This window comes from Tepidanaerobacter acetatoxydans Re1 (assembly GCF_000328765.2).
GTDB lineage: Bacteria > Bacillota > Thermosediminibacteria > Thermosediminibacterales > Tepidanaerobacteraceae > Tepidanaerobacter > Tepidanaerobacter acetatoxydans.
This window is the reverse complement of sequence record NC_019954.2, coordinates 2,118,782-2,133,998: the sequence shown is the minus strand read 5'-3', so window position 1 is coordinate 2,133,998 and position 15,217 is coordinate 2,118,782. Positions and strand designations below refer to the sequence as shown.

The window sequence follows — 15,217 nt, the reverse complement described above, 5'->3', positions numbered from 1 at the left end:
CGTTGGTTTATTTTTGGGCAGATTTGACACTTTTTAGAAAAAGCTGTATAATGTACCCACATATACCCCCGAGGGGGTATATAGAAAGTGGGGTTATTTAAATGAATGTGGAAAAAACTTATAATGTAACCGGCATGACATGTGCTGCATGCTCGGCTGCCGTTGAACACAGCGTAAAAAAGGTTTATGGTGTAGAGTCGGTAACAGTAAACCTGCTGACAAACAGCATGCGTGTTAAATACGATGATGAAAAGACATCAGATATTGAAATAATAAAAGCCGTAGAAGATGCGGGATATGGTGCATCTTTAAAAGAGAAAAAGGGAATAAAGCAAAAAGCAGAAACAACTAAAGCTAAGACTTTGGCAGATGCGGAAATAGAGGATATGAAACTGCGCTTGAAGGTTTCTATTTTATTTATGATACCTCTAATGTATATATCCATGGGACATATGCTAAATCTGCCGCTGCCGTCTTTCTTATCCGGCATAGAAAATGCGGTTTCTTTTGCCTTTGCTCAGTTTTTATTGGTGTTACCGATTGCTTTTGCTAATCGTAAATTTTACACAATAGGTTTTAAAACTTTATTTAAAGGTCATCCAAATATGGATTCGCTGATAGCTATCGGCTCAGGCTCGGCCCTTATCTATGGTGTATTTGCCATTTTTCGCATGAGTTATGGTTTGGGTGCCGGCGATTTTGAATTAGTCCACAGATACTATCATGATTTATATTTTGAATCAGCAGCCATGATTTTAACCCTTATCACAGTAGGAAAGTTTTTAGAAACTCGAGCCAAGGGTAAAACCACAGACGCTATTAAGAAATTGATGGACCTTGCGCCAAAAGCCGCCAGGGTAGAAAGGGACGGCTTGGAAGAAGAAATCCCGGTAGAGTCGGTCAAAGTAGAAGATATTATAGTAATACGTCCTGGAGATTCAATCCCGGTGGATGGTATAGTGATTGAAGGGCAATCTGCCGTGGACGAATCCGCATTAACTGGTGAAAGTATTCCGGTAGAAAAGCAGCCTGGAGACAGGGTAAGTGCAGGGACTATAAACAGAACAGGTGCTTTTAAATTTAGGGCTACACAAGTGGGAGAAGATACGACACTTGCTAAAATAATAGCATTGGTGGAAGATGCAAATGCCACGAAAGCTCCGATAGCAAAGCTCGCAGACAGGATAAGCGCCGTCTTTGTCCCCACAGTAATCTGTATTGCTCTTATTGCAAGCATAGCGTGGCTTTTTGCAGGCTACAGTTTTGAATTTGCTTTGTCAATAGGGATATCGGTTTTAGTTATCTCATGCCCCTGCGCATTGGGACTTGCTACGCCTGTTGCGATAATGGTCGGAACCGGAAGGGGGGCAGAGCACGGAATATTAATAAAGTCGGCAGAGGCTTTAGAGGCGCTTTGCAGTATAAACACCGTTGTCATAGATAAAACCGGAACATTGACACAAGGTAAGCCTCAGGTAACAGACATTGTGCTTTGCGGGGCAGAATCCGAAGAAGAACTTTTGAAAATTGCCCAGGCATTAGAGAAAAATTCGGAACACCCGCTGGCAGAAGCTATTTTAAGTTATTGCAAAGAAAGAGAAATTCCGCTGATAGAAATTGACGAATTCAGGTCTATTCCAGGCCGAGGCGTAGAAGGGTACATTAAAGGGATGGCATACTTTGCGGGAAATGAGCAGTTTATCAAAGAAAAGCAAATTGACATAAACATGGCTGTTGAGCTGTCGGACAACTTTTCAAATGAAGGTAAAACCCCGCTTTACTTTGCAAGTGCTCATACATTACTAGGGATTATTGCTGTTGCAGATGTTTTAAAACCTACTAGCCGCCAAGCGGTTCAGAAATTTAAACAAATGGGCATTAAAGTAGTTATGCTTACAGGAGACAACCCTAAGACGGCAGAAGCCATACGCCTGCAGTTGGAGATTGATGAAGCAATAGCAGGAGTGCTGCCTCATGAAAAGGATAAAAAGATTCAAGAGCTTCAAAGCCGGGGACAAAAGGTTGCTATGATTGGCGACGGAATTAACGATGCACCTGCTTTAGCAAGAGCCGACGTAGGAATAGCCATAGGTGCAGGAACAGATGTTGCCATTGAATCTGCGGATATCGTCCTTATAAGAAGCGATTTAATGGATGCGGTGGCGGCTGTAGAACTTTCCAAAGCAACAATAAGAAATATAAAGCAAAATCTTTTCTGGGCGTTTTTCTACAACACCTTGGGCATTCCCATTGCTGCAGGAATCTTATATCCTGCCTACCATATAAAGCTTACTCCTATGATTGGTGCGGCAGCTATGAGCATGAGCTCGTTTTTCGTAGTTACGAATGCGCTGAGGCTTCGAAAATTTAAACCTACTGTACCTAAAACAGAATGTAGCGTTCAGTGCGGCATGCAGAAAAATGCATCAATGACCGTTGCTAAGGTAAGTAATTCCTCAAATAATAAAAATAATGAAAGGGAGATTGAAAAAATGAAAAAAGTTTTGAAAATCAAAGGCATGATGTGTGAACACTGTAAGATGCGTGTTGAAAAGGCTTTAAATGCAATAGATGGAGTTAACGCAAGTGTTAATCTAGAGGATGGTTCAGCCGAGGTAGCATATCTAAAACCGATATCTGATGAAACGTTAAAACATGTTATAGAAGAAGCAGGGTATGAAGTAACATCCATTGTGGAGGAGGTATAAGACTTGAAAGCTGATAGAGAGCAGGCATTGCGAAAGCTAAAAACCGTGCGAGGGCAGATCGATGGGCTTATCAAAATGGTAGAAGATAATCGCTACTGTATCGATATTTCTAATCAGCTGATGGCATCTATTGCGATTTTGAAAAATATCAATAAGGATGTACTCGATGCACATTTAAAGCACTGCGTAACTGAGGTTTTCGATTCCGGTGACCAGACAGATAAAAAACAGAAAATCGATGAAATGATCAAGATAATAGATAAACTTTCAAAATAAAATCCAAACTTGTTTTACGAGCGGTTTTTGCTATATAGCTATATATATTTGAAGGAATTGCATATATTATGACGAATAACTATATTATATACGGATGTATTATATAATTGGATGATTTTATAATAAATACAACGGCAATTTAAGGAGGCACAGCAATGATGAGGGAACCAGTGAACACATGGACCCATTTTATCACTTTTTTAGCAGGTATTGTCGGTCTAGTCTTTTTAATTGTATTTTCATATAACAACCCTGAGAAACTGATTACGCTGACAATTTACGGAGCCAGTGTTATTATACTCTATGGAGCAAGCACTGCATACCATTGGGCCAAGACTACTCCTAGAAAACAGCTGATACTCAGGAAATTGGATCATATCTCAATTTTCATCTTAATAGCGGGCACATACACGCCAGTGCTCTATTTTGGCCTAGAAGGAACATGGAGGTGGGTAATGCTTGCGATTATTTGGGGACTTTCACTGGTAGGCATAATCATAAAGATGTTTTGTGTAGGAGTACACCGCTGGGTTTCCACGATATTTTATATTGTACTTGGTTGGATGGCTATAGTTCCAATGGCTAAATTAATCCAGGCATATCCGAAAGAGGCGATTTTGCTTTTGTTTTTAGGAGGCCTGTCTTATACCATTGGAGGAATAATCTATGCGACGAAGATTTTCAACTTTATTCCCAACAAATTTGGCTTCCATGAGGTCTTTCATATATTTATTTCTGTTGGGTCAATACTACACTTTGCAATGATTATGAAATTTGTATTGCCCATGTAAACTGTAAAGGCTATTACTAATATTAAGAATTGGAGGCCCGCAAATGCAAAACGAGATGCAGCGCCGGGTAAAAAATATCCATGCAAATTTTACACTAGTGGATGCACATATTGACTTGCTTTTCGATGTTGAAAAGAAAAGAAGAAAAGGAGAAAGGCAAATAATCGAAAACTATTATATGCCTGAATTTAAAGAAGGTGGAGCAAATATCATAGTTTCATCGATATATATCACTGAAGATTACCTTCCGGAATTAGGTTTAAGAAAAGCATTGGACCAGATAAGCGCTTTCTATTCGGACCTTGACGAGTCAAAAGACAAGATTAAATTTATAAAAAGCTATTCTGATGTAAAAGAAGCCATGGAAAAAGGAATTATCGGGATTCTGTTGTCATTTGAAGGCGTTGACCCATTGATGAACGATATAGGTTTGCTTCGACTTTTTTATGAGCTTGGAGTAAGGGGAGTAGGCATCACTTGGTCAAGACGAAACTTTGCAGGAGATGGATGCAGCTTTTCTAAGGTGAAAGATAAAAAGAATGGCCTTTCGCAATTTGGCGAAAAAGTTGTAGAAGAAGCCGAAAGGCTTGGAATGATGCTAGATGTCAGCCATTTAAACGAAGCTGGATTTTGGGATGTAATAAAGATTGCATCAAAACCTGTAATAGCATCCCATTCCAACTGCAGGGCTCTTTATGGAATAATGAGGAATTTGAGCGATGAGCAAATAAAAGCTATAGCCGCAACGGGCGGCGTAATAGGAATCAATGGTGTAAGCTCAATAGTTGCGGAAAAGTACGCAGATGTGAAAGCTTTGGCAGACCATGTAGATCATTTAAAAGCAGTGGCAGGCATAGAGCATATTGGTTTGGGTTTTGACTTTTGCGACAAAATATTTGGCAACAAGACAGACTCTAAAGACAAAAAAGAGGGCGAAGACTATGATGTAATAGACAGTTATCCGAATATACATAAACTTACAGAAGAGCTTATATCAAGAGGATATTCAGATAATGAAATTAGACTTATTTATGGAGAAAACTTTTTAAGGGTTTACAAAACTATTTTAAGGTAAGGGGGCAAATGATATGCAGTATAAAAAGGCGGATTTATTCAAAAGGTTTCTTGCGGCATTGATTGACGGTATTATTGCGAGTTTACTTATATATATTCCGATATTGGGAGCAATTGTAAGCACGGTTTACCTTCTGACAAAGGATGCTGTGGCCTTTGAAATAACAAAAAATGCAGATTTTAAAAATCGTAGTATCGGTAAAAAGATTATGGGACTTGAAGTTGTTTCTCTGGAAGGCAAAGACATAGATTGGACAATATCTGTAAAGAGGAACTTACCTATTGCTATAGGCAGTGCTTTTGGCATAGTACCTATTTTGGGATGGATAATCGGCAGTATAGTCGGCTTTGCTCTGATGGTGGTTGAAATTGTATTGGCAGTAACAGATAATGACGGTAGAAGACTTGGCGATAAATGGGCAAATACCCAAGTGGCAGAAAGCCAGGATTTAAAAGAAAAAGATGATGTAATAGATATTTAACTTAACACATTATACAATAAATATACCAGAAGGATTGAGTGTAAGTAAATGGCAAATGAATATAAATGGATTGTATGTGATTTAGACGGAACACTGCTAAACTCTGCGGGAGAGATAACCGACGAAAACCGAAAAGCTATTGAGATTCTAAAAACAAAGGGCAAAGAGGTTATTATAGCAACCGGCAGACATGACCTTATTGCAAACAAATACCTTTACGAACTGGACTTGGCAACTCCTATAATAGCTTGTAACGGTGCATTGATAAAGGATGTTCGAACAGGTGAAATTTTGTATATGAAAACAATGGAGCCGAATGTTGTTGCAAAGCTTGTAGACTATTGCAAAGACAACCGCTTGGACTATTTAGTATATACTCCTGAGGGCATTTATTACAGTGAAAACTCAAAACGCATAAATTTAGTTAGAGAATATAACATGAGCGTAAAAAAGGAACTGCAAGCCCAAAGTTATAGTGTTAAGGATTTGGACATTTCCAATCAGGATATAATTAAAGTTTTGATAAACGACCAAAATAAACATATTTTGGAAAGGTTAAATAAAGATATAAATACAGATAACAGCTTGACTATCGTAAGTTCCGGAAGGGGTCTAATCGATATTATGAGTTGGGGCGTGTCAAAAGGCAAAGCGCTTATAACTCTATCTAAGCACCTTGATATCAGTTTTGAAGAAATTGTGGTTTTCGGCGACAACCACAATGATATAAGCATGTTTGAAGTAGCCGGCCTGTCCATTGCCGTGGATAATGCAGAAGAAGAACTGAAGAAAGCGGCGGATTATGTAACACTGTCAAATGATATGTCAGGAGTAAGCTATGCTATTTATAAGCATATATTAAGAACGGTATAAAGTAATGTTCCTCTAATCAGCATTTTGTAAAATAATAGGTCTAGATAACACTATTACAAAATAAACATAACTTTTTATATAAACGCTATTGTTTAATAGGAGGAATACTGATATAATAATATACAAAATATAGTATATTGAACGGGTGGTAATTTGATAAACAAAGAATTATTGACTAAAAACGGAATAGCTGTTTTAAAATTAGCAAGAGAATTTATTTCACTAAAAAAGGATGACCGAATTGAGCCGGTAGGAGTTTATGCTGAGAAATTCCATCTGGGACGAGGCACCATTCAATCTGCTTTACGATTCTTGGAAGAAACCGGAGCTGTAAAGCTTGAGCCGAAAGGTCACCTGGGTACATTTATTGAAGGCTTAGATTACCGAAAGTTATGGGACGTGGCAGGCTTGGGAAGTGTTACAGGCGCCATGCCTCTTCCGTATTCAAGAAGATACGAAGGACTTGCTACCGGCATTTATAAGGCATTTGAAAAATCCGGCATTCCCTTTAATATGGCATACATGAGAGGCGGATATAAAAGGCTGGAAGCTTTGGAACAATCAAAGTATGATTTTATAATTATCTCGAAACTGGCTGCTGATATGGGTGTTTTATCAGGGAAAGATATTGAAATGGTTATAGATTTCGGCAATTATTCATATGTAAAAGACCACAAAGTATTGTTCGCAAATCCTGAAGACAGTGAAATTAGAGATGGCATGAGGGTTGCACTGGATAAGAGCTCACCGGATCATTTTATACTTACAACTTATGAATGTGAAGGCAAAGAAGTTAAATATGTTGAGCTTACGTATAATCAGATCTTAAAAAGCTTGCTTGATAAGAAAGTTGATGCAGCTATTTGGAATATAGATGAGATTGAAGATAGAAATTTAAGCATATCTTATTTTGATTTAAAAAATCTTAAGGCTGTAAAACTAAAAGAAGACAATACAAAAGCAGTATTGGTTACCAAAAAATCCGAATGGGGTTTAAGGGATATTCTAAGAAATGTCATTGATAAACAATATGTTATTGAAATACAAAAAAAGGTATTAGAAGGAAAAATGCTGCCAAATTATTAATTTTTTTTGCGTAACCATACAAAGTTCTGTATATTGAACGGAGGTCATATGATGGATATTAATAACAGGATAAAAATTCTCTATGACGGAGGTGTTATTGATGGTAAAGTGAGGGACTTGGCATTAAAAACTGCTGCTTGGTTAAGCCAGATGGGCATAAATGTTGAAGATGAAAAGGGAAACATGTTTATTACGCACCTTGCCATGTCTTTTCAAAGGATAAAAGATGGCAATACAGTGGAAGCTTTAGAAGACTTTATAATAGACGAACTGCAGAATAACAAGAATTATCCCAAAGCCCAAGACTTTATCGACTTCATCGAAAAAGAAGGGAAAATCAAGCTGCCGGAAAGCGAGAAGGGGTATATATTACTTCATATATGCAGCTTAATGGAAAAGGAGTGTTAAATAAAATGATTAGGATAGCAGTTGGCGGGGCTATTGATAAAGCTAAGATAGCTGAAATAATTAGAAAAATAGGAGGTGAGGCAGTAGATGTCAAGATAATGTCAGACATTGAAGCGGCTATGGCGGTAAAAAATGGAAATGCTGATTATTATATTGGAGCTTGTGCCACGGGAGGTGGTGGAGCTTTGGCCTTGGCTATGGCTCTGATAGGTGCTGCAAAATGTGCAACTGTATCGATGCCTGGAAAGCCACCCCAAAGTGAGAATGTGAGAAAAGCTGTAAAAGAAGGTAAAGTTGCTTTTGGATTTACAAATGATCATATTGAAAAAGCAGTGCCGATGATTGTAAATGCCATATTAAATAATAAGGAGGAGTAATGTAAAATGAACACTGTTGTTATAGCAGCCATTGGGGCGCTTGCCGCCATTTTGGCAAATAGAGGAATAGCAGTATTTAATGATGGATTAAGGCCAATAATGCCTGAATATATTGAAGGACGAATGACAAAAGCAGAACTAGCATCTACGAGCTTTGCGATGTGTTTTGGTCTAGTAGTAGGATTTGGAATTCCGGTTTCAATAGGTGCTTCTATTCTTTTGATTCACAGTATACTCTTAGGTACTGATATCATCGGGACTTGGGCACCTAAAGGCGCTGCCGGTGATATTATTTCAGGTACTATAGGAGCATTATATGGAGTTGGACTTTTAGCAGGACTTCAGTGGATCGTAAATTTGTTTAAGATACTACCGGTAAATATTTTTGATGCCATGAGTGCCATAGGATCGCCGGTAACAATGGCGTTTGCAGCCTTTCCGGCATTAGCGGTGGCGCTGCAGCAAGGCGTTAAAAAAGGATTTATTACACTGGCAGTATCAGGATTTATCAGGGTATTAATTGTGAGATTTAGTCCTATAACTGTCGGAAGCTCCGAAATTGCTCTTAATCCAGATGGTATGGCGATGCTTGCAGGAATGGTGATTCTAATTATTTTTGCATCTCAAGAAAAATCAAGCGGTGAAACCGGTTTAGCAGCTATTTTCAGCGAGAGAGTTGCAAGAATCAAGAAAAATGTTTGGATATTGGCGATTATGGGGGCACTGGTGGCTATGGGGACAGCTTTGCACTTAGTAGCCGGTGATCCAATCTCTTTGAATCTTGTAAAAGAGATGAAATACACCGATGCAGCGATGGCAGCTTTAGCTAGAGCTATAGGATTTGTGCCATTGGTAGCTACAACGGCGATAACAACCGGCGTCTATGGCCCGGTGGGTATGACTTTTATTTTTGCTGCTGCTCTTTTTGTAAATAATCCCTTCGTTGCAGCTATACTTGGATTTATTATAATATTCGCCGAAGTATATTTATTAAGCAGTATAGCCGGTTTCTTGGATAAATTCCCCGGTATAAGAAATTCTGCAGATAACATAAGAACGGCTATGAGTCAGCTTTTAGAGATAGCGCTTTTGGTGGGCGGCATCAATGCTGCAAATTTGATGATTCCGGGATTGGGCGTATTCTTGGTCATTGGAATTTATTTGCTGAATGAAGCAGCGGGAAGACCGATAGTTCGGATGGCTATTGGGCCCATAGGAGCTATTTTAGTAGGGATAATAGTAAACATCTTAGCGGTGATTGGACTTTATATACCGCCGGCTGCCTAAAGAAGGGATGTAATTATTAATGGATACTGTCTTAGGTAAAACAGATAAATTAGGTCGAACCCTAATGCACGAGCATTTAACAATAGATCTTTCCGCAAAAAAAGATGCTGATGCAAATCTAAATGATGATGAAGCCATGATTGAAGATATGGAGACGTTAAAAGCACATGGTATAGATACAATTGTAGACGTTACAAATTTGGGTATGGGCAGAGATATTGCCAGGATGATAGCAATATCTGAGAGATCAGGCATAAATGTTGTAGCTGCTACGGGATTTTACAAAACCACGTTTTTCCCCAAAATGGTATATGAAAAGAACGTAGAAGAACTTTCAACTTTTATGATAAACGAAATAGTAAATGGCATAGATAAGACTGAGATAAAAGCGAGGATAATAGGAGAAATAGGCACCAGTCAAGATGCATTTACTAATGAAGAAAAAAAGGTGTTTCAAGCTGCCGCCTATGCCCATAAAATTACTGGCGTTCCTATAACAACACATACAACTTTAGGAAAACTAGGTTTAAAGCAAATAGAATTGTTCGAAAAAAACGGTGTGGATTTGGAAAAGGTTATTATAGGACACGTCGATTTAAACCCAGACATAGATTATTATTTCAAGGTTTTAGAGAAAGGTTGTTATATTGGATTTGATACTATAGGTAAAAATAGTTATCAACCCGATACGCTCAGAGCTAGTAATCTTTGCAAGTTGATAGAACGGGGTTATGCGAGCAGAATAGTTCTTTCTCTTGATATAACCAGAAAGTCTCAACTAAAAAAATATGGTGGTTATGGGCGCTCCTATATACTAGAATCTTTTGTGCCTATGCTTTTAAGAAATGGTATAAATCAAAAAGACATTGACATGATGATGATAGAAAATCCAAGACGTGTTTTCGGAGGTAGATAATTTGCAAACATTTCCATTAGAATTTTTAACTTTAAGTGAAGCTAAGAAACTTCAATTTAAGCTTGTAGACACTATTACTCATCATTTTACAGGGGCTGAGTTTTTGAGCATGGGTGATCTTGGAGTTGTACCAGGTTTAGGCAGACCCAAGACTACGGCAAAAGTGGAAAGAGTAATAGCGGATTTTTTCGAAGCGCAAGATGCTGCACTTGTTAGGGGAGCAGGAACAGGAGCCATTCGCTGTGCGTTGCAAGCAGTTCTAAAAGCCGGTGATAAAATCTTAATACATGATGCGCCAATTTACTCTACAACAGCTACAACTTTAGAATTTATGGATATTGATACTGTAAAGGCAGATATGAATGATACAAACGAGGTTTTAAAAGCTATAAATCCCGGTATCAAACTTGTATACATTCAGCATTCGAGACAGAAGAGTTCTGACAGTTACAATATGTATGAGCTCATTAATGCTATAAGAAAAATGACTAATATCCCAATAATTACCGATGAAAATTATACGGTTTTTAAAACGAAGCATATCGGAACTCAGGTTGGTGCATCGGCTTCTTGCTTTTCATGCTTTAAACTTTTAGGGCCTGAAGGCATAGGATGTGTTGTAGGTGTTAGTGAGGTAATAGACAGGATAAGAAGTATGAATTACTCAGGCGGAGGACAAGTTCAAGGATATGAAGCTATGGAGGTTTTGCGCTCGATGGTTTTTGCACCCGTAATGGCAGCTGTTCAAGCAGAAGAAATTACAAAAATTGCTAAAATGATAAATGGCGGAGAAATAGAAGGCGTAGAGGCTGCGCACATAGTTAATGCTCAATCAAGGACTATTTTAGCAAAATTATCAGATCCCATTTCTTCAAAAGTTATTGAGGAAGCTAATAAACTAGGTGCTGCAACACATCCTGTGGGAGCTGAATCCAGATATGAAATTACGCCAATGTTTTACAGAGCATCTGGTACATTCATAAAAGAGAATCCCGAAATGAAGGATTATATGATAAGAATAAATCCAATGAGAGCAGGATGGGAAACAGTAATAAGAATATTAAAAGAGGCAGTTAGAAAAGCAAGGTGATCAAATGTTTTTAGAAGCTACTTTAAAGAATAATCCAATGTTAATAGATATTGCTGCAAAATTTCATAAAGCTGGGTTAATAGAACCTAATACGTATGTTATAGATTTGGATGTGGTTAGTAAAAATGCTGAACTGATTTTTGAAGCCGGCAAGAAATTCGATATAGACTTATATTTTATGACGAAGCAGTTTGGTAGAAATCCCGTAATTGCTAAAGCGATAATGAATGCAGGTATAAAAAAGGCAGTTGCAGTGGATATGGATGAAGCCAGGGTACTTTTTAATCATGGAGTTAAAATAGGGCATTTGGGCCACTTAGTTCAAATACCTAAAAGATTCATAAAAGAAGCACTTTCTATGAAACCTGAAGTTATAACATGCTTTAGCCTAGATAAAGTCAAAGAGGTATCTGACGCTGCCCGAGAAATTAGGACGGTGCAGAATATACTTTTGCGGGTTGTAGACGATGACGACTGCTTTTATCCCGGACAAGAAGGAGGAATAAAGATGGATGCCTTAGAAAACACAGCCAAAGATATTAAGAAACTTGATAATGTGAATGTTGTAGGCGTCACCTCCTTTCCCTGTTTTTTATACGATGAGATATCAGAAAAGATTGAGCCTACACACAACATATACACGCTTATAGATGCGGCAGAGCGTCTTAAAAATCTAGGATTTAAAATTACTCAAATAAATGGCCCCAGTGCTACTTGCGTTTCATCAATTCCACTGCTAAAAGAGCTGGGAGTAACCTGCGGTGAGCCTGGTCATGCTTTTACCGGAACTACCCCTCTTCATGTAAAAGCTTTAGAACCTGAAAAATCTGCCATAGTCTATGTCACGGAAGTTTCTCATGTAGATGGTAATAGGGCATATGTATTCGGAGGAGGATTTTATCCGAGGTCTAAAATGAAAAAGGCATATATCCCCGATCAAAAACGTTTGTTAGATGTGGAAGAACTTCCACCTGAGTCTATAGATTATTATTCTGCTGTAATTACCGATGAGTGCAACCTTCATGTAGGTGATACGGCAATATATTCCTTTAGAACCCAAATTTTTGTTACCAGGTCGAAGGTTGCAGTTGTTAAGGGCATACAAAGCGGAAATCCAAAGTTGTTGGGAGTATTCAATTCTCTGGGAGATGAGATAAGTAAGTGAAAAGAGCGATTCTTTTAGTTATAGACAGTCTGGGCGTTGGAGAAATGGACGATGTATCAAAGGTGAGGCCGCAAGATAAAGGTGCTAATACTTTAAAACATGTGGCTGAATCTAACGATGATTTTACAATATCAAATCTTGAAACTTTAGGAGCCGGTTATCTTGTAGATACCAAGAAGATTAAACGAGTTAAGAATCCATTGGCAAGCTATGGGAAAAGCAAACTGGCTCACTTCGGAGCCGATACCTATCAAGGACACCAGGAGATAATGGGCAGTAAACCAAAAAAGCCGGTAGAAAAGCCTTTTGCTTACTATATAGATAAAGTGGAACATGCTTTATTAAAAAAGGGATACAGAGTTACAAGGCCTAATTTAAAACACCCATTTCTATTAGTAAATGACCTTGTGACCATAGCAGATAACATTGAAGCAGATCCGGGACAAAACTATAATGTGACGGCACCTCTTGATTATATTTCCTTTCAAGATGAACTTGCTATCGGCAGGATAGTCAGAGAAAATGTTGAAGTAGGCAGGGTTATAGTACTGGGAGGTAGAGGTATTACAGTTGAAGATATTTTAAATGCTGTAGAGATCAAACAAAATAATATCATTGGCATAGATTGTCCAAAATCAGGAGTATACAAAAGCGGCTATATGGTAAGACATCTGGGGTATGGTGTAAACCCCGAGGTTCAGATACCTTCTATAATGCATAAAAGCGGATATCAGGTTTCTCTTATAGGCAAAGTAGCCGATGTGATCGAGTGCGAAGGTGCAAATTATTATCCTAAAGTAGAAACCGAAGGTGTAATGGAACTCATACTGGAACAAATGAAGCTGCAGCACAGTGGCTTAATAGCGGCAAATGTCCAAGAAACCGATCTTGCAGGGCACTCCCAGGATTATAAGAGATATGCTCAGAAACTCATGTTGGCGGACAAGTATTTAGGCAGTATTATGCGAGGCATGGAAAAGGAAGATATATTAATAATAACGGGAGATCACGGCAATGATCCTACCATCGGTCATAGTCACCATACTAGAGAGAAGACTCTGCTTTTAGTATACGGAAAACAATTAAAGGCAGTCAATTTAAAAGAAAGAGAAACCCTTTCCGACATAGCTGCCACCATTGCCGATTACTTTAACTTAGACATGCCTGAAAATGGCAAAAGTTTTTTGGAATGCCTAAAAGATGTTTAGAGAATGCTCAGGGATGGTTCTAAAATATTCATGAATATTTTAGAACCATCCCTGTTTTTTTGTTCTATTTTTCTTTTTTTATCCACCGACTATTTCTCCATCTGCCTGCACACTCGATATTGCCTTTTTCTTTTAGTTCTTGTAAGACCCTTCTTATAGTTGAGTCACCTGCATTGGGAAACCTTTCCCTGATTTCGGAGATGGTAAAATCCTTTGCAAAGCCATCTAAAATTTCTTTCTTTATATCATAATACATGCCGCCTCTAAAGTTAGGAGACGGTTCGTAGTTTGCCGCCTGTTCGGCTGCTTTGTCGGGGAATACGTCATTTTCATGAGACTCAATAGCTTCAAAAAACCTAAGAGTCCATTCATTGGCCAGTTTTCTGTTGCCGGCAAAGATGATATTGGTTTTAGGATGTAGAGCGGAAAGCTCCGCAAGAGCTTTAGCCATAAAAGAAGGCGTGTATACTGTTAGTTTATCGGGGTTTAGAAAGTCCGAGTAATTGGCCTCTACTACTAGTGCAGAATGGGTATAAGCTTCCATCTCCCCAAGCTTTTGGTGAAATATGGGGAGATTACTCAAATCGATTCTTAAGTTTTCGAAGGTCTTTCGTTCTACCACGGCTACAATTCCATCTTTTCTTAAAAGGGCGTAATCTCCGGCATCAAGAGCTTTTCTCTCTACAGTGCAATCATTAAATTTCCACGGGTATTTTTCATTTGTATCTATCAAGACATGAATCTGTGCATTACCTTGGGCTGTAAGTCGAACCTTTGGCTTTCTCTCCCTCAATCCCTGCTGGGTTCTCCAAAATATCTGCTCATATTCGCCTTCTTTTTGTTTATACTTCTTTTTTAAAAATAAAAATTCACATCTTTTATTGGTGGCTCGATCCAGAACTACCGAAAGTCGTTTTCCATAGCGGCTCAAGTTTACTACCGGCACACGTTCTATTTCTTCAATGGAATCTGAATAATCTTCTGATTCTCTCAAACAAAAAATCTGAGTCCCGGCTCCAGGCCACTTACTTTGAACTCTAAGGCACAGTTTTGTTTTATCATCCATTTTTATGCTGAGCCTGTAGGGAAACTTCTCATTATTTGTTGATTCAAGAATCCACCATAGAGAAGACATATTTACTCTCCTTTTAATACATTTACTACTTATATAATTAATTATATGTGTTTTACTTGGTTTGCACAAGATTTTCGGGGCGATTTTCAGGGACGGTTCCAAGATATTCATGAATATCTTGGAACCGTCCCTGAAAATATTGCTAAACATAGCGTCCCTAAACATCGTCAAACCGTCCCCGAAAATTGCTCTAAAAATCGCTGAAATTTCTTTAGAAATTTCTGTTTTGCCTCTTGACTGATAATGATTTTCATATTATAATTTAATTAGGATTGAAAATTGTTATCAACGGAGGCGATGATATATGTTGAAGAAATATCTTTTTGAAGATAAGGTTGCAA

15 protein-coding genes are annotated in these 15,217 nt (G+C 38.2%); 14 read left to right on the top strand and 1 reads right to left on the bottom strand.

Annotated elements, in window-relative coordinates; genetic code table 11:
* The first annotated feature begins 101 nt into the window (after nt 1-101).
* The 14 genes from TEPIRE1_RS10155 to TEPIRE1_RS10090 all read left to right on the top strand — a co-directional run bounded on the left by TEPIRE1_RS10155 (nt 102) and on the right by TEPIRE1_RS10090 (nt 13,741).
* Nucleotides 102-2,708: a heavy metal translocating P-type ATPase gene (locus TEPIRE1_RS10155; RefSeq protein ID WP_013779087.1), complete on the top strand. Its 2,607-nt coding sequence runs from the start codon at nt 102-104 to the stop codon at nt 2,706-2,708.
* 3 nt (nt 2,709-2,711) lie between these two features.
* Nucleotides 2,712-2,984 carry a metal-sensing transcriptional repressor gene (locus TEPIRE1_RS10150; RefSeq protein ID WP_013779086.1) on the top strand — a complete coding sequence of 91 codons (273 nt, stop codon included), beginning with the start codon at nt 2,712-2,714 and terminating at the stop codon, nt 2,982-2,984.
* A gap of 158 nt (nt 2,985-3,142) precedes the next feature.
* Nucleotides 3,143-3,775, top strand: coding sequence for a PAQR family membrane homeostasis protein TrhA (gene trhA / locus TEPIRE1_RS10145; RefSeq protein WP_013779085.1), 633 nt, complete (start codon nt 3,143-3,145; stop codon nt 3,773-3,775).
* A gap of 43 nt (nt 3,776-3,818) precedes the next feature.
* On the top strand, nt 3,819-4,850 hold the full coding sequence (locus TEPIRE1_RS10140; protein ID WP_013779084.1) for a dipeptidase: 1,032 nt from the start codon (nt 3,819-3,821) through the stop codon (nt 4,848-4,850).
* A gap of 13 nt (nt 4,851-4,863) precedes the next feature.
* The gene (locus TEPIRE1_RS10135; protein WP_013779083.1) at nt 4,864-5,331 is read left to right on the top strand and encodes an RDD family protein; all 468 of its coding nucleotides are present in this window, start codon (nt 4,864-4,866) and stop codon (nt 5,329-5,331) included.
* Nucleotides 5,332-5,379: 48 nt separating this feature from the next.
* Nucleotides 5,380-6,204 carry a Cof-type HAD-IIB family hydrolase gene (locus tag TEPIRE1_RS10130; protein WP_013779082.1) on the top strand — a complete coding sequence of 275 codons (825 nt, stop codon included), beginning with the start codon at nt 5,380-5,382 and terminating at the stop codon, nt 6,202-6,204.
* A 153-nt stretch (nt 6,205-6,357) separates the two neighbouring features.
* Entirely contained in the window at nt 6,358-7,290 is a 933-nt protein-coding gene (yhfZ, locus tag TEPIRE1_RS10125) for a GntR family transcriptional regulator YhfZ (RefSeq protein WP_013779081.1), read from the top strand.
* A gap of 51 nt (nt 7,291-7,341) precedes the next feature.
* The gene (locus tag TEPIRE1_RS10120) at nt 7,342-7,698 is read left to right on the top strand and encodes a PRD domain-containing protein (RefSeq protein WP_013779080.1); all 357 of its coding nucleotides are present in this window, start codon (nt 7,342-7,344) and stop codon (nt 7,696-7,698) included.
* A gap of 5 nt (nt 7,699-7,703) precedes the next feature.
* Nucleotides 7,704-8,075 (top strand): DUF2620 family protein, encoded by a 372-nt coding sequence (locus TEPIRE1_RS10115; protein ID WP_013779079.1) that lies wholly within the window; start codon nt 7,704-7,706, stop codon nt 8,073-8,075.
* 6 nt (nt 8,076-8,081) lie between these two features.
* A complete protein-coding gene (locus TEPIRE1_RS10110) occupies nt 8,082-9,362 on the top strand; it encodes a YhfT family protein (RefSeq protein WP_013779078.1) in 1,281 nt (426 codons plus the stop codon).
* Between the two features lie 19 nt (nt 9,363-9,381).
* The gene (locus TEPIRE1_RS10105; RefSeq protein ID WP_013779077.1) at nt 9,382-10,278 is read left to right on the top strand and encodes a phosphotriesterase family protein; all 897 of its coding nucleotides are present in this window, start codon (nt 9,382-9,384) and stop codon (nt 10,276-10,278) included.
* A 1-nt stretch (nt 10,279) separates the two neighbouring features.
* On the top strand, nt 10,280-11,368 hold the full coding sequence (locus TEPIRE1_RS10100; RefSeq protein WP_013779076.1) for an aminotransferase class V-fold PLP-dependent enzyme: 1,089 nt from the start codon (nt 10,280-10,282) through the stop codon (nt 11,366-11,368).
* A 4-nt stretch (nt 11,369-11,372) separates the two neighbouring features.
* Nucleotides 11,373-12,533, top strand: a complete 1,161-nt coding sequence (locus tag TEPIRE1_RS10095; protein ID WP_013779075.1) for a YhfX family PLP-dependent enzyme — start codon at nt 11,373-11,375, stop codon at nt 12,531-12,533.
* Nucleotides 12,530-13,741 (top strand): phosphopentomutase, encoded by a 1,212-nt coding sequence (locus TEPIRE1_RS10090; protein WP_013779074.1) that lies wholly within the window; start codon nt 12,530-12,532, stop codon nt 13,739-13,741. The genes TEPIRE1_RS10095 and TEPIRE1_RS10090 overlap by 4 nt, the downstream gene beginning before the upstream one ends.
* A 64-nt stretch (nt 13,742-13,805) precedes the next feature.
* Here TEPIRE1_RS10090 and TEPIRE1_RS10085 read toward each other — a convergent pair whose 3' ends face one another.
* A complete protein-coding gene (locus TEPIRE1_RS10085) occupies nt 13,806-14,876 on the bottom strand; it encodes an ERCC4 domain-containing protein (RefSeq protein ID WP_013779073.1) in 1,071 nt (356 codons plus the stop codon).
* Nucleotides 14,877-15,217 lie beyond the last annotated feature (341 nt).

What these genes read in the sequence shown, in the direction of transcription:
- TEPIRE1_RS10105 (WP_013779077.1), top strand. Translation starts at nt 9,382, where the DNA reads ATGGATACTGTCTTAGGTAAAACAGATAAATTAGGTCGAACCCTAATG.
- TEPIRE1_RS10155 (WP_013779087.1), top strand. Translation starts at nt 102, where the DNA reads ATGAATGTGGAAAAAACTTATAATGTAACCGGCATGACATGTGCTGCA.
- trhA (WP_013779085.1), top strand. Translation starts at nt 3,143, where the DNA reads ATGAGGGAACCAGTGAACACATGGACCCATTTTATCACTTTTTTAGCA.
- TEPIRE1_RS10110 (WP_013779078.1), top strand. Translation starts at nt 8,082, where the DNA reads ATGAACACTGTTGTTATAGCAGCCATTGGGGCGCTTGCCGCCATTTTG.
- TEPIRE1_RS10130 (WP_013779082.1), top strand. Translation starts at nt 5,380, where the DNA reads ATGGCAAATGAATATAAATGGATTGTATGTGATTTAGACGGAACACTG.
- TEPIRE1_RS10135 (WP_013779083.1), top strand. Translation starts at nt 4,864, where the DNA reads ATGCAGTATAAAAAGGCGGATTTATTCAAAAGGTTTCTTGCGGCATTG.
- TEPIRE1_RS10085 (WP_013779073.1), bottom strand. Translation starts at nt 14,876, where the DNA reads ATGTCTTCTCTATGGTGGATTCTTGAATCAACAAATAATGAGAAGTTT.
- TEPIRE1_RS10120 (WP_013779080.1), top strand. Translation starts at nt 7,342, where the DNA reads ATGGATATTAATAACAGGATAAAAATTCTCTATGACGGAGGTGTTATT.
- TEPIRE1_RS10140 (WP_013779084.1), top strand. Translation starts at nt 3,819, where the DNA reads ATGCAAAACGAGATGCAGCGCCGGGTAAAAAATATCCATGCAAATTTT.
- TEPIRE1_RS10095 (WP_013779075.1), top strand. Translation starts at nt 11,373, where the DNA reads ATGTTTTTAGAAGCTACTTTAAAGAATAATCCAATGTTAATAGATATT.
- TEPIRE1_RS10115 (WP_013779079.1), top strand. Translation starts at nt 7,704, where the DNA reads ATGATTAGGATAGCAGTTGGCGGGGCTATTGATAAAGCTAAGATAGCT.